We start from the raw sequence: 19,687 nt of genomic DNA, 5'->3' as shown, positions 1-19,687 counted from the left end.
GTTCTATTTTATGGTAGTGTGAGAAAAATCACATCCAATAAATTGTTATGTTGCTAAAATATAAGTGAGAATACAAAGGGGGGTATTATAGATGAAACCTATAGTAGCAGGAGTAGCAGGAACAGTACTGTTAGCAGGCGCCATTTTTGTTGGGACGTTTGTCAGTGACAAAATTACAGTTGATTCGAATGTGAGTGAGAAAGAAGCGACAGTGCAAACACAAATACCAACAACAGCAGCTGCTCAGTCAATGGTCTATGCTCCGCCAAGTATTGAAGAAGTACCAGATGGTCCAATGAAAGAAGCAATATTAACGGGCTATGAACTTGTTAATAACACACATGTTGCGGCAGATGAATATGTGGGCAACCAATTATCTTGCACAAGCTGTCATGCCGGTGCTGGCTATGACGAGCAAGCCTCATCATTAGTAGGTGTAATGGCAAATTATCCACAGTATATTGGACGCTCAGGTGGTGTAGTTACAATAGAAGAACGGATTAATGGCTGTATGGTTCGGAGTATGAATGGTAAAAAATTCGAAATGAATAGTGATGAACTAGAGGCTATGGTGGCGTATTTCGCTTATATTTCTGAAGGTGTTCCGATTGGAGCAAAACGTGAATGGGCGGGCACAAGTGATATGAAGAATGTGCCGATTCCAAATGTTGCAGATGGTGAGGAGCTTTATGCACAGTCCTGTATAGCCTGTCATGCAGCTGATGGCGCAGGAACTGGTGCTAATACTGGCCCAGCTTTATGGGGAGATAATTCATTTAATGATGGCGCAGGTATGGCACGTATGTCAAAAATGGCTGGCTATATTCAAAATAATATGCCGATAGGTGCAGCGGGAACATTAACAGATCAAGAAGCTGCAGATTTAGCTGCCTTTATTTTATCGCAAGATCGTCCAGAGTGGGCAAACCATGAAAAAGATTGGCCAAAAGGCGGGCGTCCAAATGACATCATGACTAAGGAAAAACGTGAACAAGTTAAAAATGGTACGATTGACTGGGAAAAAGTTTTGTCTACAAATTAACGAAGAAAAGGGATGCTGATAATTGGCATCCCTTTAACTTATTTAAAATTATAAGCAGTTACTATTTTATCTCTGTTCGTTGTGATATCTGTAAAATATTCGTATAAGCAAATCCCTAGGAATGACCCACTTACATTAAAGACGTTAGAAAAACCGCTATTTTGAAGGGCCATAACAGCATTATAGCTACGTTGACCAGATCGGCAATGCACATACACTGCTTGATCCTTCGGAATTTCATCCATTCTTTCCCGAAGTTCACTTAGAGGAATATTGTGTGCATTGATAAGGTGACCGGATTCAAATTCATTTTTTTCACGAACGTCTAAGAAAAAGGCTTGATTTTCAATGAGTTCCCTTACTTCATCAACTTTTACCTGCTTAAAGTGTCCGTGTAATAGATTTTGAGCTACAAGAGCTGCCAAATTAACAATATCACGGGCAGTGTTAAACATTGGAGAATAGGATAACTCTAGCTCCTTTAAATCTTCTAATGTACCGCCCATTGTGATGAGGGTAGCTATAACATCAATCCTCTTATCTGCATTACCTTTACCTATTGCTTGAGCCCCTAGTATTTTACCCGTCGGTGTTTCATAAACGAGCTTAAAGTGAAGTGGATTACTATTTGGCATTAGTCCTACTTTGTCTGGAGCTATCAAATAAACACTTTTTGCTTGAAAGCCATTTGCTAGGGCTGTTTTTTCGTTCAAACCTGTTGTCGCGCATACGAGATCGAAAATTTGTACGCTTGAAGATCCAATGACTCCTTTGTTGTGATGAGGGATGTTATACATATGATTAGCTGCTGCACGTGCTTGTCGTTGAGCGGGACCGGCTAAAGCAAGGCGCGTCTGTTTATGGGTAAGCTGATGGAATACTTCAATCGCATCTCCCACAGCATATATGGAAGGATCAGACGTCACGTAATTTGCATCAACTTGAATACCTCCGAGTTCACCAATTGTTAGCCCGGCCTCTTTGGCTAAGCGGATTTCAGGTCGAACGCCAATTGCTAATACTACTGCTTGGGCTTTCAATTGTTTGCCTGAGTTCAACGTCACATTATTTGGTGTAACCTTTGCAAGACCGTCATTGACAATAACTTGAACCCCTTTATCAGTCATTTCCTTGTGTAAGATTTGAGCCATATCATAATCAAAAGGGACCATAATTTGTTGGCCAAATTCAACTAGAGATACATTATAGCCTGCTAGCTTCAAATTTTCTGCTACCTCTACACCAATGAAGCCTCCGCCGACCACGGCAATATCCTGTACATTATCTGTTTGTAGATACCAATTTAAACGGTCAATATCAGCCACGTTTCTAATGGTAAAGACGTGCTTAGAATGAATGCCCTCTAAGTCAGGGACGATAGGACTTGCTCCTGGGGATAAAATTAACGTATCGTAACTTTCCTCATAATCTCTATTCGTTTTTAAATCCTTAATGGTGATGGTTTTTTGCTCTCTGTTAATACGTACAACTTCTTGCTGAACACGAGCCTCTATATTGTATTTTGTTTGGAAGCCTTGAGGCGTCATTAAAATTAATTTGTCGCTATTTTCAACAATCCCGCTTAAATGGAAGGGGAGAGAACAATTAGAGAATGAAACATTCGGCCCCTTTTCAAATATAATAATTTCTGCCTTTTCATCTAGACGACGAAGACGAGCCGCTGTGGATGCACCACCTGCAACGCCGCCGACTATTAAAAATTTTTTACTCAATGTAAACACTCCTTTTCATAGTAAATACATAATGGGGTATTTAGAGTCTATTAAATAAAGGTTTTGTTTCTAAAAATAGGAGAATTATGTAGTTTGAATACTACAAATAAATAATATACCCTAAAGGGTATATTATCAAGGTGCCAAATTAATAAATTTTCTGTGGTGTTCCTCGTTCAAGAAAGTTGATGCACAAATTTGCTATACTAACGGTAGTAGGAAATGGAAATGGCACAGGGGGTGACATATTGATCTTTTTGAAATTTTTAACCCAAATCCTCATAGTATCGGGTTTGATTTATATTGTGAGTGGACGATTAATTGGCTCGAATATTAATTTTGTGCGAAGAGTGCTGTCAGTCGTTATTAGTGTGACATTAACCTCTTTTGTGTACTGGTATTCTTATCTACGCCATACAGATTTTTTATCAGAAACGATGATGCAAACAGTAACTGAGGTAAGCACACTAATTTGGATCGGTAGTATGCTACTAATTTCGATGTTGCTTTATTTGGTATTTGAGCTTTTTGACCCTAGTGGCATTACGAATGGAGATCGCCGTCACGGCCAAAAATCTTTACTATTGCGATTGCGTAGCTATTGGCGACAGCAGAAACGCCTGCGTCAGGTATTAAAAATTGCTGTTACAAACGGTGTCGTACAAACGATTAAATTTGCGAGGCAACGAGAAAATGAAAAAGAACTTGCAATTGCTTTGCGCGCAACGTTAGAACAATGTGGTGGGATTTTCATCAAATTTGGCCAGGTACTTTCCACACGAAAAGAGCTTTTTTCACCTATTTTTATTGATGAATTAGAAAGGCTTCAACACCGAGTAAGGCCTTTATCAGAGGAGCAAGTGAAACAAATTTTAGAGAGATCTCTTCCGCAATCAATGGACGAAATATTTAGCCAATTTCAAATGGAACCCATTGCAGCAGCCTCTATTGGCCAAGTGCATAAAGCAAGGCTTAAAAATTATGAAGAGGTGGTAGTCAAGCTATTGCGTCCAGAAGTAAAGGGAATTATGCGCGATGACCTTGAAATTTTAGAGGAATTTGCTAATTGGCTATCCACAAAATCAACCTGGGCAGAATCATTAGGCTTTCGAGAGTTGGCTGGGGGATTTGCAGAGGGGCTACGTGAGGAGATTCATTTAGATATTGAAGTACGTAATACGCTACAGGTGAAGAATGCACTGGCGAAAAGCGATTACAAGGTTCGAATTCCTAAAATATTTACGCCTTACAGTAATGAAAATGTTATTGTGATGGAGTATATTCGTGGACAAAGTGTGGCAGAGGGGGCATCTGAATTTAATCGTTTGTCGATTGATCGTAGGCAATTTGCAAGAACCGTACTCTACTCATTTTTTGAGCAGATGCTATTCTCTGGTATTTTTCATGCAGACCCACATCCGGGAAATATCCATATCGATGAAACAGATGGAACACCAGTCTTGCTTGACTTTGGCGCAGTAGGACGTTTAGGTGCAACACAGCAAGAAGGCTTAAAGTTATTTTTGATGGGCATTCAACTAAATGATTCAAGCGTTTTATATGATGGTTTAACATTATTAGTGGAAAATGCTGATCATGCAGAACGTGCGAGAATGGAGCAGGCAATCGACCAAATTTTACTGAAAATTTCCTATGTTGACCGTATACCTACTGAAGAATTAATTCACGCGCTATTTACAGTGGTAAGAGATTTTGGACTTGCATTCTATCCAGCAGTGGGATTAGCTCTCCGTTCCTTAGTGACGTTAGATGGCACATTACGGGTAATAGATCCACGTTTTGATATCTTTACTGAGGCAAAGGATTTTTCTGCTACATATATGCGTGCCTCTTTCCTTAAGCCTTTTAAAGAACCGATGGCAACTAAGGAGCGGCTGCAAGAAGAATTATCTATGCTAATACCGACTTTGCGTAAAATGCCTAGAAGAGTCGATCAGCTCATTCAGCGAGTTGAGAGCGGAAAAATCATTTTACATCATGATGTCTTTTCGGATGAACATAATTCACGTTTTATTACACATTTGTTTTCTCAATTTGTTTTGCTGCTGGTGGGTATAACTTTTGGTATTATATCTGTCGCTCTTTTAGCTATTTCACAATTTATCCACGATTCTTATGCGGTCTATTTGAACACAGCGGCATATTTAGGTTTATTTTTATGTGCTATTTTGTTAGTGAGATTATCTATACAAGCATTAAGGTCGATGAAGCAATAGGTAGGGAATTTTTTCCCTACCTTTTTCTTTGGCACCCTCAAATATTACAAAAACATTACAAAAGATCTGTTAGGTCTAATGTCGAATTAGCTAATAGTTTCTCTGTGTAGAAGAAAAATGTATTATGTAGAATAATGTAGTTTAAGTGCGAATGTTACAGAAATATTTCGAGTTTTACTAATGTATTAAATAGACATGAAATAGTATAAAAGTTATGTAGAAAATGCTAAACTTTAAAAGGCTAAAATAAATATAAGAACATTTAATTAAAATAGAAATCGTTCAAGTGATTACATAGAATATCGAGAGCGAAATTGATAGATGAAGGGAAATGAAGGTAACGTGGCTAAGCGTAACAAATGGCGTAAGTCGATGGTGCTAGCATTAGCACTAGCTGGCGGCTTATTATTTAATACAATTCAACCAACAGAAGTACATGCCGAAGAAACTTCTCAACAAATGATTGAGAAAAAGGCTGAAATAGATGCACAAATTAAAAAATTACAAGAAGAACTAACGAAACTACAACAAGAGATCGACGCAAAAGTAAAGGTATTTAAACAAGTACAAGCAGATATTAAAGAAGTGGATGCTAGTATTGTTGAAACACAAAAACGTATCGAGCAACGTTCAAAAATTTTAAGTGAGCGTATGGCTGCATATCAAGCGCAAGACAACACTGTAGGTGTTTATTTAAATGTAGTGCTTGAGGCAAAAAGCTTTGCAGATTTAATGGATCGTGTCGTAGCGGTAAAAACATTAATGGATGCTGACCAAGAATTAGTGGATCAACAGGAAGCAGATAAAGCAAGCTTAGAGCAACAAAAAGCTACATTAGATGAAAAACAAAAGGAACTTCAAAAACAATTCCAAGAGCTTCAGCAAAAAGAAAGCGAAATGGAAGTGAAGAAAGCTGAGAACGAAGCGAAATCACTTGCATTAAAAGCTGAAATTGCAACGAAACAAGAAGAAGAACGTTTAGAAGCAGAGCGTAAAGCAGCTGAAGAAGAGGCAGCTCGTTTACGTGCACTTCAAGCAGCTACACCAGTTATACAAGCAACTCAGAATAATGGTGGAGGCGAACCACAAAAAATTATTGTTGGGTCAGGAGCTGGCACTGTTTCTTCAGGAGATGCCATTTCAACAGCTAAACAATTCCTAGGACGTCCTTATGTTTGGGGTGGTAGCAACCCATCGACAGGTTTTGACTGTTCAGGTCTTGTACAATGGTCATATAAGCAAGCGGGTGTTTCTTTACCTCGTACAGCATCACAACAATATTTAGCAACACAACGCATTTCAGCAGGTGAAGCACGCGTTGGGGACTTAGTGTTCTTCAGCTATGGTTCAGGTGTAGCTCACGTAGGTATTTATTTAGGTAATAACACAATGATCGACGCTCAAAACAATGGTGTCGTAATTGAATCACTTGATTGGTGGAATCAATACTTAGTAGGCTTTGGACGTATTCAATAGGCCTCACTAATATATAGACGGTTGAGATAAGAAAAAGGTCATCTTTGTAGAGAAAAATATACAAAGATGACCTTTTTTGTTTTTGGAATGCTATTCTTTCAAAAGAAACAAGACGACTACTTCTATTCTTGAAAAGAGACTTTCCTGCATATTAAATTGATATTAAATTTTAAAATTTACTTTGATGACACCTGTCTCTTTCAAGGCAATAAAGAAAATAATAACGAATGGGCCGACAAGTAAACCGATAATACCAAATAACTGTAGACCTATGAACATGGAAATTAATGTTGGTAAAGTGGATAAACCGATATGGTCTCCCATTAATTTAGGCTCGACTACTCGACGAATAATAAGTAAAATAGCAGCTAAGATGAATAATTTTACAGCTATAGAGGTGTTTCCCATCAACAGGTGGTAAAGTCCCCATGGCGCTAGAATAATGATAGAGCCTAGGAATGGTACAATATCTATTAACCAGATAATAATCGTCATTGTTACTGCATATTTCGGTTGGATTAATAGCAGTCCAATGAGTGTGACGCCTCCAATAATAAAGCTTACAAATAAGTGAGCCTTCATATAGCCAAATGTTGCATCTTTTAAGCGATTTAAAATAATTTTTATCTTCTTTGCTGTATTGGGCTTTAAATATTTATAAGTGATTTGCTTTAACTTAGGCAAATCAAGCATAAATAGGAATAGCGCAATCATATAAACGAGAAGACTGATAAATAGGCTGGGTATCTCTGAAAAGAAGGCAGAAACTTTGCTATAATTAAAGAAGCTTAAAAAGGATTCTTCGACTTTCTTTATGAAATCCATAGTGGTTTTTTGAAGCGAAGCACTTACTTCAGGTGGAAAGTCTTCTGTGTATTTAGAAATATTTTCTTGCATATGAAGCCACATATCTGATAGCTTGGAAATATAATAGGGAGCTTGCTTAGATAGTAAAATTATTTGTGTCATTATTTGTGTAATAGAAAGATAACAAATAATAGATATAACAATAACACTCACTATGTAAATAAAAGCAACTGCTATTTTCCGTGACATTTTCCATTTCCGTTTAAAGAACATGACAATTGGTTCTAAGAAAAATGCACTAATCCCAGCAAGTATTAAAGGCATGGACACTGGGATAACAAAATAGGCAGCTAGAAGTAGTGATATTATCACAATCAACCGAAAAATCAATTTCCTAGCATTAAATTTATTCATAAACTCACCTTCTTTGCGAAAAAAATTAAGTTAAGTGTACCATAAATCAAATTTTATTACGTTCTGAAACAATAAAGGTAGGGATGAATTATGGAAAAAGAGATTTTGCAACTTTTTAGTAATCTAACAGAGCATGATCGCGATATTCAATATGAATCTTACGAGGAATTAATAAAAATTATGCAAGAACCCGTAGATTGGACATATGCAGTTTGGGAACAGCTAATAAAAGCTCTTACATACAATAATGGTTATTCTCGTGCACGTGCTGCACAAATTTTATGCGCTTTAGCTGCAAAAAGTGATCCAGAAGAAAGGGTCTTGGAGGATTTTTTAAAGATTTGGGCTGTGACTTACGATGAACAATCTGCTACGGCAAGGCATGCATTACAAGCAATTTGGAAAATTGGACAGGCGGGTCCAGTACAAAGAGATTTGGTTGTATCGTATCTAGCTAAAAGATTTCAAACATGTATAGATGAAAAACAGCCATCTCTTATTCGTCAGGATATTATAATGTCATTTAAAAAGTTATATGATCAAACAAATGACTCGAAATTATTAGATATTGCCCATCGTTTAATTAATGAAGAACAAGATGCTAAATATAAAAAGAAGTATAAGTCAGCCATCCGTTCAAAGTAGCGAGGTGGTGTTTTTTTGTGCAAATTCTTTGATGAACGATAGAATAGTCAACTATAATGAATGAAAAAAGGGGATTATGCATGAGCATTTATAATTATCTAGTTCGGAAGCCTAATGGCGAAATTTTATCGATGGAAACATATCGTGGAAAAACAATGTTAATTGTTAACACGGCAAACCAATGCCGATTTACATATCAATTTGAAGACTTACAGAAAATGTATGATAGATATGGAAAAGAGAATTTTGTAGTTCTTGGATTCCCTTGTGATCAATTTGGCCATCAAAATCCTGAAGATGGGGAGGAAACTAAGCATCTATGCAAGGTAAACTATGGGGTCACATTCCCGATTTTTGAGCTTGTACAGGTAAATGGAGAGGCTACCCATCCACTCTTTAATTATTTAAAGCATGAAGTGGATTACCGAGAGTTTGGGAAGGCAAGTATGCAGGAGAAAATGTTGGCAGAAGCAATTGTTCAACTTGCCCCAAGCTTTTTAGATGGTCGTAATATTCGCTGGAACTTTACAAAATTTCTAGTAGATGCTAATGGTAAGACCGTCGCACGCTTTGAACCAACAGATTCACAGCTCGATATTGAAAAAGCAATTGAAACACTATTATAGTAAATTTCTTAATAATGTAAAAATTTGTTAGGGTTTTCTCTTCAAGTAGAAATAATGCTATATTTTAAAACTGTGTACAGCTATTTTTTCTGAAGCATATATGATAAACTGCTTTACAAATGAAATATTCTTGCAGAATAAAGGTGCTAATTAGCATAATCGGGAATCCGGTGAAAAACCGGAGCTGTTTCCGCAACTGTAAGTGCAGCCATTATAAAGATTTACCACTGTCTCAAAGAAGATGGGAAGGTCCTTTATAACACATTCGTTTCATGTGACGAACTGTACAAGCCAGGAGACCGACCTTTATTTGAACGTATAAAAACTTCTCGGAAGCTAGGAGGATATACGGCAAATACATAGGCTTTGTCCAGTTTGATGGCTCATTATGTTATTTTTGTCGTTCCTTTGCAAAAAGGAGCGACTTTTTTATGCCTTTCAAATAAGAATTTTTCATTATAGAAAATAGGGGGGAAGCAAGTGAAAAAAGATGCCCGTTATTCTTGTTATCCATTTATGCGTGAGAAAGCTTCAACGGTCGATTTTGAAATTCGAACAGATAGCCTGACAACACATCTAGGAGTTGCATTAGCTGCGGTAAAAAAAGAGGATGTTCAAGTTGTTACTGAGGATTTATTGCTTATGTTACCTATGGCTTATCATGTGAATGGCTCAGTACGTGGGAAATTAGCAGTAACTGAAGAGGATTTATCTTGGTTAAGTGAACGTTATGATTTTTACGTTCGCCATGTGAAGGAAGAGATTCAAAGTTTTGTTTTACCTCAAGGAACAGAGGCTGCTGCAGCCTTACATCTTTGTCGCAGTGAGGCAAAAAAATCATATCGTACTTTACACAAAGTATCAGAAGAACGAGAGGTTCCAGCTATTCTTTTCGATTACCTTGGTTTATTAGCTAATGTATGTTTTGTCATGGCTGTTTTTATGAATCAGCAAGCTGGAATAGCGGAAATACCGTTTATTAGTAAATCCTACCCAATGAAAAAGAAAAAGGAGAATAACAATGAAAAAAGTATTTAATTTCCAATGGCTATCAGTGCTCTTACTTGCACTGGTATTAGCAGGCTGTGGCACTGCTGAAGATACAAAAAATAAAGATGCTTCGCAAGATACACAACAAGCAGAGAAAACAAGCTATAAAGTGACAGATGACCGTGGAGTGGAAATAGAGTTTAAAGAAGTACCAAAAACAGTTGTATCTTTACAACCAAGTAATACTGAAATTTTGTTTGCTTTAGGTGTTGGCGATAAAATTGTAGGAGCAACTGAGTACGATACTTACCCAGAGGAAGCACAAAAAATTGAACGTGTCTCTGATACTACGAACTTTAACAGTGAAAGAATTATAGCGTTAAAGCCAGATGTTGTCATTGCTTATACAATCGGTGATAAGGATGCCCTAAAGCCGCTTGAGGACGCAGGAATTAAAGTGTTTGTTATTCAATCTGCGACTACTTTCGACGATGTTTATGGAGATATCGAACAAATTGCTGCTGTGATGGATGTTCCTGATAAAGGAAATAAATTAAACGAAGAGATTAAAGCGAAAATTGCTGAAGTACAAACGAAGGTGAAGGATGTAAAAACGCCGAAAAATGTTTATTTAGAGGTTAGCCCTAAGCCAGATATATATACAGCAGGCTCTAGCACTTTCCAGCAAGAAATATTAGATGCAGCTAATGTTAATAATGTTTTTTCTGACTTGAATAGCTGGGCAAAAGTGAATGAGGAAGATGTTATTGCGAAAAATCCAGATGTTATTTTAACAACAGTAAACTATACAGAAGATCCAATAGGAGAAATTCTTGGACGAGATGGTTGGAATACTGTGAAAGCTATTCAAAACAAAGCGGTATTGTCCATTGATACAGATATCTCTAATCGACCTGGTCCGCGTATTGGTGAAGCTGTAGAATTAGTAGCGAAGGCTGTGTACCCAGAGTTATTTAAATAAGAAATGTTTCCATGCTAGCTGTCAGCCATTCAGCTAGCATTTTTTATGTGGTTTAAATTATTACCTAGCGTGAAAATTGGAATTAATGTAGTTTGTTCTTTAAAATAAAAGTAAGTATGCTTGATAATCTTAGGAGGTGTAGTGATTGGAGCAATTAGAGACAAAGGTAATTCCATTTGAAGCAGTCTATAATTTCCGAGACATGGGTGGATATAAAACAAAAGATGGGCGTAGGGTAAAGAACGGTTTATTTTACCGCTCAGCTGCCCTTGGAAAAATGACACTGTCGGATAAAGAGCTATTTGAAACGTTAGGGATTAAGACCATTTTTGATTATCGCGATAACAATGAGGCGTATCATAATCCTAACCCAGTGTTCTCGCATGCTCAATATATACAAATCCCAGCGAAGGGTAATCATGCTTTTGAAATGCCAACCAATGCTGGTGGTAGAGATTTCTATAAAGTGGTAAGCCCTGAGATGTTTCGGGATTTTTATGCACAAATGCCTTTTAACAATCTTTCATTTAAAGAGTTAATGCAAACGATTCAAAATCCTAATAATCTAGGTCTTGTACATCATTGCGCAGTTGGTAAGGACCGAACGGGTATTGGAGGAGCACTTATTTTACTAGCTTTAGATGTACCCGTGGAGACTATCATGGAGGATTATTTAGATACTAATATACATTTACGTCCAATGGTAGAACGAATGGCTCAGGCTATTCAGCATCAGTATAATGAGCAAGAACTACAGCAATTTTATGCATTAATGTCCGCCCGTGAAGACTATTTACAAGCAGCATTGGATGCGATGGATCGTCGCTATGGTTCTAAGACTGGGTTTTTAGAGCAGGAATTTGGCCTAACAATTGAAAAACGAGAGCAATTACAATCTTATTGCTTAATTTAAAAATGAGCCCTTTCACACGATGTGAAAGGGATTTTTTATGTGGAAGCACTGTCTTCCTATAAATCTCTTTACAGTCTGAATATTTGTGATAAGATACAATAGATTTTTAAGAAAAAATAGGAGAAGTGAAAGTATTGGCAGACACAATTAAAGAGACAAATAAGTTAAGTCTATTCCATTTAACATGGCCAATCTTCTTAGAAGTTTTTCTATTTATGTTGATGGGACTAGCCGATACTTTTATGCTCAGTGCTTTATCAGATAATGCTGTATCAGGAGTAGGTGCAGCCAATCAATATATCCATATTGCCATCTTGATTCTGGAGGTAGTGGGCAATGGTGCATCTATTGTTGTTTCTCAGTATTTAGGCTCCAAACGCTTTTTTGAAGCGGCCAAGATCTCGGCGTTAGCGGTCACGATGAATTTGGTCGTTGGGCTTTTAATGAGTATTTTATTTTTCTTCTTTGCGAGACATTTAATGACAATGATGAACTTGCAGGGAGAAGTACTCCACTATGCACAAAGTTACTTAGCCATCATTGGGAGTTTTATTTTCCTACAGGCTATTATTAATGCACTCGCTGCAATTATTCGTGTACATGGTTGGACAAAACAAACTATGTACGTTTCGCTTGGCATGAACGTCTTACATGTTGTGCTAAACTACGGTCTTATTTTTGGGAATTTAGGTTTACCAGAGCTTGGTGTGAAAGGAGCGGCTATTTCCTCTGTCATTAGTCGCGGATTAGCCGTCCTAGTATTTTTCTGGTTGCTGTATCAGGTAATGGAAGTGCGCGTAAAGTTACAATATTTTTTTGAGTATTCAAAGGAATATGTGAGAAAAATATTAAACATTGGTTTACCATCTGCGTTTGAACAGGTACTTTATCAATTTTGCCAAATCATCTTTTTATATTATGCGACTTACTTAGGAGCAGAAACACTAGCAGCACGACAATATGCTATGAATATTTCGATGTTTACGTATTTATTTGCAATTGCCATTGGTACAGGAACAGCCATTATTATTGGTCGTCATGTAGGTGCAGGAGAAAAAGATGAGGCGTATCATCAGCTATGGAAAAGTGTTCGTGCAGCATTTGCTTTTACGATTATTATGGTCGCAGTCGTTACGCTATTCCGTAAGCCACTTATGCAGGTATTTACTGATAATCCAGAAGTCATTAAGATTGGGGCATCCGTGTTAGCATTAAGTATTTTGCTAGAGACTGGTCGCACAATGAATATCGTTGTCATTAACTCTTTACGCGCTTCTGGGGATGCTAGATTCCCTGTGAAAATTGGTTTTCTATCAATGGTTTGCATGAGCCTGCCGCTTGGCTATTTATTTGTCTTTGTATTGGATTGGGGCTTGGTCGGAATTTGGCTAGCCATTTCAGCAGATGAATGGGTGCGGGCAATTATCGTATACTTTAGATGGAAAAGTCGTAAATGGGAGCGTTATGCTCTTGTATCACCGAACGACAAAAAGGAGGCATAGAAATGGGCGCATTATCGAAACGTGCTATCGGGGCGGCATTAATGGATCAACATATCACCCTTTTTGCTTGTCCAATCTGTCAGCAATCAATGCATGTATATGAGCAGGGGAGATTGGTTTGTACTTCTAACCATTCCTTTGATATTGCGAAACAAGGCTATGTCAATATGCTGACACATAACGCCGCTTCTAAATATAGTAAGAGCCTTTTTGAATCCCGCAAGGCTGTTATTGATAGTGGGATTTATGATGCTGTAGAAGCCCGAATCGGTGAGCTTATAAGCTCTGCAAAAACGGTGCTCGATACTGGTTGTGGAGAGGGCTCACATTTAGCTCGCATTATGAATGATAGAGATCATGGTATTGGCGTTGGAATTGACATAGCGAAGGAGGGCATTTTGGCTGCAGCACGTCATTATCCTCAACAAATTTGGTGTGTAGGGGATTTAGCTAAAAGTCCATTTGCTCAAGCGAGTTTCGATGCCATTTTAAATATACTATCACCAGCAAATTATGAGGAGTTTAAACGACTTCTTACACCGAATGGCTGTCTTGTGAAGGTTGTACCGCAAAGTGGTTATTTGCGGGAACTGCGTGCTCAATTATATGCAGATTCAAACAAGGAAACTTATTCTAATAAACAAATTGTAGCTCGTTTTCAAGAAAGTTTTTGTGAGGTAAACGTAGAACGTGTAACTTATACTTTACCGCTTTCAGAAGAGCTAGTACCCGCTCTATTAGAGATGACACCAATGGGTTGGCATAAAGCAGAACAAACAGCCGTTGAACTAAATGAAATCACGATTGATGTGGATCTATTAGTAGGGAAGGTTTAAGTTGGTCACCTGCAATTGCAGTATACTGGTATTTTCGATTACAATGGGAATAACTATTGAATAAGGTAGGAATGTAACAGTGTATAAACTAGCAGCAAATGTTGTCAAAGTAATATTAAAATTAATGGGTTCAAAGGCTCGTGTATACGGAGAAGAAAACTTGCCGAAAGAGGGTGGGTTTATTATAGCTTGTACACATACTGGCTATGTGGATATTTTAAACCTTGGTGTAGCCATGTACCCTCGTGAAATTCACTTTATGGCGAAGAAGCAATTATTTGAAATGAAAGGGCTTGGCTGGCTTGTTAAGCATTTAAATGCTTTTCCGGTAGACCGTGATAATCCTGGACCAAGCGTGATTAAAATTCCTTCGCAGTTATTGAAGGAAGGTAAAATTGTAGGGATTTTCCCCTCTGGGACACGTAGTGCAGAAGGAACAGATTTAAAACAAGGGGCTATTACCATTGCACAGTTGGCAAAGGCGCAAATTGTTCCAGCTGCTTATGTTGGTGCACGTAATGTGGGTGATGTAATGAAGCGAGGCAAAGGCTATTTAATTTATGGTGAGCCTTTTTATGTAACAGGCAAGGGTAAAGAAGGTCGTGAGCAGTTTACTCAACACCTTGAGCATGAATTAGTTGCTCTAACAGAAGAACTACAGAAACGTATTCCCGTAAAATAAAAGCAAACGGCACTCAGAATCAAATTGATTTTGAGTGCTTTGTTGTAGGAGGAAAATAAAATGATTCGAGTACTTTTCGTATGTTTAGGTAATATCTGTCGCTCACCCATGGCTGAGGCGGTCATGCGCGACATGGTGAAGAAAGAGCATTTAGAAGATAAAATTGAAGTGGATTCCGCTGCTACTAGCTCATGGTATATTGGCGAACCTCCACATAGAGGTACACAGGATAAGCTTAGGGAATATGGTATTTCTACAATAGATATGCAAGGTCGACAATTACAAAAGTCTGATTTTGAAAAGTTTGCTTATATTATTGGAATGGATGAAAGCAATATTCGTAATATCCGCACAATACTAGGCAATCCAAACTCGCCAAAGATTTTTCGTTTTTTAGATTTAACAGCGCATCGTAAGGATGTCCCGGATCCTTATTATACAGGTGATTTTCAGGAAACCTATGAATTGGTGCAAGAAGGCTGTCGGGCATTGCTAGCAAAAATTAAACAAGAGCTGTTGTAAGATGGCGCTAAAATCGTAAATTTTAACAGCCATTTTTTTAGAAAAATGCTACCTTAAACATTGGTATATCTAGCTTTGTAAGCATCATTGTGTTATTATTTGCAGAGTAAAGATACGATAAGTATTTAATTACCATTTACAGATATACAACTGTGTATCTATTATTTTTATAAATTTATCTTTTGAAAGAGAGTGGAAACAATGGGTCGTAAGTGGAACAATATTAAAGAAAAGAAAGCGTCTAAAGATCAAAGCACAAGCCGTATTAATGCAAAATTTGGGCGAGAAATTTATGTGGCAGCTAAATCAGGCGAACCAGATCCAGAGTCAAACCGTGCACTTAAAGTAGTGCTTGAACGCGCAAAAACATACAGTGTTCCAAAACATATTATAGAAAAAGCCATTGATAAAGCAAAAGGTGGCGGTGATGAAAGCTTTGATGAATTACGTTATGAAGGCTTTGGACCAGCCGGCACAATGATTATCGTGGATGCTTTAACAAACAATGTAAATCGTACAGCATCAGATGTACGTGCAGCATTTGGTAAAAATAACGGCAATATGGGTGTCAGTGGATCTGTAGCTTATATGTTCGATTCAACAGCAGTTATTGGCTTAGAAGGTAAAACCGCTGATGAAGTACTAGAGATTTTAATGGAAGCTGATATTGATGCTCGCGATATTCTAGAAGAGGAAGAAGCGGTAATTATTTATGCAGAGCCAGACCAATTCTTTGCGACACAAGAAGCATTAAAGGCTGCGGGCGTAGAAGAATTTACAGTAGCAGAGCTTTCTATGTTGCCTCAAACAGAAGTGACTTTAACTGGCGACGATGTAGCGAAGTTTGAAAAACTAATTGATGCATTAGAAGATTTAGAAGATGTACAAAATGTTTTCCACAATGCAGATTTAGGCGAATAAATATTAACAAAATGAGTAAACCAGTAGCATTTAAGCTACTGGTTTTTAATTAGGGAGGAAAACGATGCAGACTGCTTTAGCCATTATTTTATTTTTAGTCACATTATTTTTTGTCATAGTGCAACCACGAAAACTATCAATTGGCTGGTCAGCCTGTATAGGAGCAGCTATTGCGCTATTAATAGGTGTAGTAACCTGGCAGGATGTGTTAGAGGTAACGGGGATTGTTTGGAATGCAACGCTATCATTTATTGGTATTATTTTAATTTCACTCATCTTAGATGAAATTGGCTTTTTCGAATGGGCTGCTCTACATATGGCACGACTTGCAAAGGGAAGTGGAATTCGCTTATTTGTTTATATTAGTTGCCTTGGAGCTGTTGTATCGGCTTTGTTTGCGAACGATGGGGGTGCTTTAATTCTAACGCCGATCGTTTTAGCGATGGTGAGAAAACTGAACTTGAGTGAAAAAATGATCTTTCCATTTATTATTGCAAGTGGATTTATAGCAGATACAACCTCGTTACCGTTCGTTATTAGCAATTTAACGAATATCGTATCCGCTGACTTTTTCGATATAGGCTTTATAGATTATGCAGTTCATATGCTTGTACCGAATTTCTTTTCGTTAGTGGCAAGTATAGTAGTACTTTACATTGTTTTTCGCCGTTCCATACCACAACATTATTCTCTTGAGGCCGTTGAGCAACCAAGTCAGGCAATCCGAGATCCCAAATTATTTTCGATCGCTTGGTATGTAATTGGGATTCTATTAGTGGGCTTCGTAGCTGGTGAGGTTTTACACATCCCTGTATCTTTTATTTTATGTGGGGTCGCTGCAATATTCTTATGGCTAGCACAGCGTAGCTCTGTGGTAGATACAAAAAGAGTTGTAAAAGGAGCGCCATGGAGTATTGTGTTCTTCTCAATTGGCATGTATGTGGTTGTCTATGGGTTAAAAAATGTAGGGATGACAGGAATGTTAGCAAATTTATTTGAACTTGCTATACAACAGGGCTTCGTAGTAGCAACGATGACAATGGGATTTGTCGCTGCCATTTTGTCTGCTGTCATGAACAATTTACCTACTGTTATGATAGATGCTTTGGCGATTTCAGAAACCAGCGCATCGGGCATGATGAAAGAGGGACTGATTTATGCAAATATAATTGGTACGAATTTAGGTCCAAAAATGACACCGATTGGTTCACTGGCAACATTGCTATGGCTTCATATATTAGCCCAGAAAGGCATTAAAATTAGCTGGGGACAATATTTTAAAATCGGTGTTATTCTTACCATCCCGACACTGTTCGTCACTTTAATTGCATTAATTATTTGGATATGCTTAATATCATAGATTTATTGTCGAAATAGTTGAAAAAATAGTACAATAGGAACTATTAAGATATTAGTATATCAGTATATTAAAGGAGGAAAGTATGCGAGCGACAGGCAAATTAAGCAATAAAATAGTGTTAATGTCATTGGTAATGTTAGTGGCTTTGTTATCTTTTTTCGTTATAACAACTATCTACACAGCAAAATCATCTGTTAATAAAACCATGGGAACACAGGCAGTTGCAGTTGCTGAGAATATTGCAAAACATCTAAATGCTGCTGAATATGAACAACTCTCAAAGGAACCAAAAGAATCTGAGTTATATTGGCGACTTCGAGAAGAGCTAAACGAATTACGTGAAATAAATGGTGTTCTCTATGCCTATACTTTCGCAGTACCACAGGAAGATAAAAAGGTACGTTTTTTAGTGGACGGTATGCCAGCAGATGATCAAGAAAATGCTGGAGCTATAGGAGATGAGTCCTCCACCACATACTACAAGGATATTGAAAAGGTAAAGAATACAGGAAGTTATTATTCCGCTATTTTACATAGTGATTTTGGAGATTATTTATCTGGTACTGTTCCATTAAAGGATGAGGCAGGGAATACTGTTGCCTTTGTTGGGGTCGATATAGAAGCAACAGAGGTAAGCAATGTTGCGAATGCCGTATTAACGGCTATTTTACCTGCATTAATTATTGTCATATTAGCTTTAACAGGTATTGTTATGTTCATCCTATATCGTTATATTAATGGAGCGTTAAAACCTCTTGCACATTTAGGTGATGCAGCACAAAGTTTTGCTCAAGGTGATATTGCTAAGGCAACGATAGCAGTGGAGAAAATCCAGCTAAAAGGAGCAAATGAAATTACAATATTTGCACAATCCTTCAGAGAATCACTACAAAAATTAAAAGAAACTTTCCATACGATTCAACAACGCACATTTGCTTTACAAAATGTTGTTCAAAAAATTGATGAGACTTCTCAGCATGTGGAAGAATCAAACGCTCAAATTGCAGATCGAATTATTGAAATTGCTGCTGGTAGTGAGCAACAGCAGCAAAATAATCAAGAGGTTGTATTAACTATGAATGAGATGTCGATTGGTATTCAACGACTGGCTGATACAACTTCAGAAATTGCAGAGTCATCATCAGCAATGACGGGACTTGTGGAAACAAGTGTTAGTCATTCTCAAGAAGTTGTATCTCAAATTCAAAACGTAGAATCTTCTGTTTTACGTACGGCTAATCATGTCGAGGAAATGGGTGATAAGTTCCGATCAATTGAAGAGATGGTGACCATCATTACGAGTATTGCGGATCAAACCAACCTACTAGCTTTAAACGCGGCAATAGAAGCAGCTAGAGCAGGAGAAGCTGGTAAAGGATTTGCGGTCGTGGCAGATGAAGTTCGTAAACTTGCAGAGATGTCTAAAGCATCTGCTGACGAAATACACATGCATTTAGAAAGCTTTAAGAAAATTACTGATCGAGCGTTACAAGAGATGGCTAGTAGTACCATAGATGTACAGGCAGGCAATAAAGCAGTGCAACACATAGGTGAAAGTCTAGAGAAAATATTGCAATCTGTCCTTGAGGTGAATAATAAAATTCAAGATGACTCTGCTGTCATTGAAGAAATGTCAGCAGGCTCTGAGGAAGTATTAGCTACTACCGAACAGATGAATGCTATTGCGAAGCATAGTGTCCTAGGAACAAAGGAAGTAGCAACTGCCTCAGATTTACAAGTAACGATGGTTTCTGAATTAAATGAAGTTGTAACAATATTAGATCAAACATCGAAAGAGGTTATAGAAACGATTAATACATTTAAATTATGATTAGTTTAGAACTATTTCTCTATAAGCTTATGTCTTGTGGAGAAATAGTTCTTTTTATTTTTGGCATTTAAAAATTTAACTGGAGATTAGCATAAAACAAACCATATTAAGGGAAATAAGAAAATAATTTGTGCTTTACCCATTGTGAAAACTTTCAAACCATAACAT

17 protein-coding genes and 1 riboswitch are annotated in these 19,687 nt (G+C 37.5%); of the genes, 15 read left to right on the top strand and 2 right to left on the bottom strand.

From position 1 onward, the window contains the following. The first annotated feature begins 91 nt into the window (after nucleotides 1–91). Complete coding sequence (locus LBYS11_RS21125; protein WP_009370633.1) at nucleotides 92–1,042, top strand: c-type cytochrome; 951 nt, start codon at nucleotides 92–94, stop codon at nucleotides 1,040–1,042. 38 nt (nucleotides 1,043–1,080) lie between these two features. Here the strand turns inward: LBYS11_RS21125 and LBYS11_RS21120 are convergent, their stop codons facing one another. Beyond that, nucleotides 1,081–2,775: an FAD-dependent oxidoreductase gene (locus LBYS11_RS21120; protein ID WP_103118919.1), complete on the bottom strand. Its 1,695-nt coding sequence runs from the start codon at nucleotides 2,773–2,775 to the stop codon at nucleotides 1,081–1,083. 248 nt (nucleotides 2,776–3,023) lie between these two features. Between LBYS11_RS21120 and LBYS11_RS21115 the strand changes: the two genes are divergently transcribed. Both LBYS11_RS21115 and LBYS11_RS21110 read left to right on the top strand, forming a co-directional pair. After that, nucleotides 3,024–5,012, top strand: coding sequence for an ABC1 kinase family protein (locus tag LBYS11_RS21115; RefSeq protein ID WP_103118918.1), 1,989 nt, complete (start codon nucleotides 3,024–3,026; stop codon nucleotides 5,010–5,012). Nucleotides 5,013–5,354: 342 nt separating this feature from the next. Next, the gene (locus LBYS11_RS21110; protein ID WP_304481699.1) at nucleotides 5,355–6,488 is read left to right on the top strand and encodes a C40 family peptidase; all 1,134 of its coding nucleotides are present in this window, start codon (nucleotides 5,355–5,357) and stop codon (nucleotides 6,486–6,488) included. Between the two features lie 162 nt (nucleotides 6,489–6,650). Here the strand turns inward: LBYS11_RS21110 and ytvI are convergent, their stop codons facing one another. Further along, nucleotides 6,651–7,709, bottom strand: coding sequence for a sporulation integral membrane protein YtvI (ytvI, locus tag LBYS11_RS21105; RefSeq protein WP_048394150.1), 1,059 nt, complete (start codon nucleotides 7,707–7,709; stop codon nucleotides 6,651–6,653). Nucleotides 7,710–7,799: 90 nt separating this feature from the next. Between ytvI and LBYS11_RS21100 the strand changes: the two genes are divergently transcribed. The 12 genes from LBYS11_RS21100 to LBYS11_RS21045 all read left to right on the top strand — a co-directional run bounded on the left by LBYS11_RS21100 (nucleotide 7,800) and on the right by LBYS11_RS21045 (nucleotide 19,519). Further along, nucleotides 7,800–8,354 (top strand): hypothetical protein, encoded by a 555-nt coding sequence (locus tag LBYS11_RS21100; protein ID WP_054549633.1) that lies wholly within the window; start codon nucleotides 7,800–7,802, stop codon nucleotides 8,352–8,354. Nucleotides 8,355–8,434: 80 nt separating this feature from the next. Continuing rightward, nucleotides 8,435–8,980 (top strand): glutathione peroxidase, encoded by a 546-nt coding sequence (locus LBYS11_RS21095; protein WP_103118917.1) that lies wholly within the window; start codon nucleotides 8,435–8,437, stop codon nucleotides 8,978–8,980. A gap of 124 nt (nucleotides 8,981–9,104) precedes the next feature. Further along, nucleotides 9,105–9,303, top strand: a riboswitch (cobalamin riboswitch). Between the two features lie 157 nt (nucleotides 9,304–9,460). Beyond that, nucleotides 9,461–10,018 (top strand): hypothetical protein, encoded by a 558-nt coding sequence (locus LBYS11_RS21090; RefSeq protein WP_103118916.1) that lies wholly within the window; start codon nucleotides 9,461–9,463, stop codon nucleotides 10,016–10,018. After that, on the top strand, nucleotides 10,002–10,952 hold the full coding sequence (locus LBYS11_RS21085; RefSeq protein WP_103118915.1) for an ABC transporter substrate-binding protein: 951 nt from the start codon (nucleotides 10,002–10,004) through the stop codon (nucleotides 10,950–10,952). The genes LBYS11_RS21090 and LBYS11_RS21085 overlap by 17 nt, the downstream gene beginning before the upstream one ends. A 145-nt stretch (nucleotides 10,953–11,097) precedes the next feature. After that, nucleotides 11,098–11,865: a tyrosine-protein phosphatase gene (locus tag LBYS11_RS21080; protein WP_048394158.1), complete on the top strand. Its 768-nt coding sequence runs from the start codon at nucleotides 11,098–11,100 to the stop codon at nucleotides 11,863–11,865. 134 nt (nucleotides 11,866–11,999) lie between these two features. Next, entirely contained in the window at nucleotides 12,000–13,367 is a 1,368-nt protein-coding gene (locus LBYS11_RS21075) for an MATE family efflux transporter (protein WP_103118914.1), read from the top strand. 2 nt (nucleotides 13,368–13,369) lie between these two features. Beyond that, nucleotides 13,370–14,203: a putative RNA methyltransferase gene (locus LBYS11_RS21070; protein WP_103118913.1), complete on the top strand. Its 834-nt coding sequence runs from the start codon at nucleotides 13,370–13,372 to the stop codon at nucleotides 14,201–14,203. Between the two features lie 79 nt (nucleotides 14,204–14,282). Beyond that, nucleotides 14,283–14,885: a lysophospholipid acyltransferase family protein gene (locus tag LBYS11_RS21065; protein ID WP_048394163.1), complete on the top strand. Its 603-nt coding sequence runs from the start codon at nucleotides 14,283–14,285 to the stop codon at nucleotides 14,883–14,885. Nucleotides 14,886–14,945: 60 nt separating this feature from the next. After that, nucleotides 14,946–15,407, top strand: a complete 462-nt coding sequence (locus tag LBYS11_RS21060; protein ID WP_103118912.1) for a low molecular weight protein-tyrosine-phosphatase — start codon at nucleotides 14,946–14,948, stop codon at nucleotides 15,405–15,407. Between the two features lie 201 nt (nucleotides 15,408–15,608). Then, nucleotides 15,609–16,328, top strand: a complete 720-nt coding sequence (locus LBYS11_RS21055; RefSeq protein ID WP_004231899.1) for a YebC/PmpR family DNA-binding transcriptional regulator — start codon at nucleotides 15,609–15,611, stop codon at nucleotides 16,326–16,328. Nucleotides 16,329–16,392: 64 nt separating this feature from the next. Next, the gene (locus tag LBYS11_RS21050) at nucleotides 16,393–17,688 is read left to right on the top strand and encodes an arsenic transporter (protein WP_103118911.1); all 1,296 of its coding nucleotides are present in this window, start codon (nucleotides 16,393–16,395) and stop codon (nucleotides 17,686–17,688) included. Nucleotides 17,689–17,770: 82 nt separating this feature from the next. Further along, nucleotides 17,771–19,519 (top strand): methyl-accepting chemotaxis protein, encoded by a 1,749-nt coding sequence (locus LBYS11_RS21045; protein WP_054549626.1) that lies wholly within the window; start codon nucleotides 17,771–17,773, stop codon nucleotides 19,517–19,519. Nucleotides 19,520–19,687: the final 168 nt, after the last annotated feature.

The sequence above is a fragment of the Lysinibacillus sp. YS11 genome (genome assembly GCF_002896375.1).
In the GTDB taxonomy this organism is placed as follows: Bacteria; Bacillota; Bacilli; order Bacillales_A; family Planococcaceae; genus Lysinibacillus; species Lysinibacillus capsici.
Note: the sequence above shows the minus strand (reverse complement) of the source record. Positions and strands in the feature narration are given on the sequence as shown.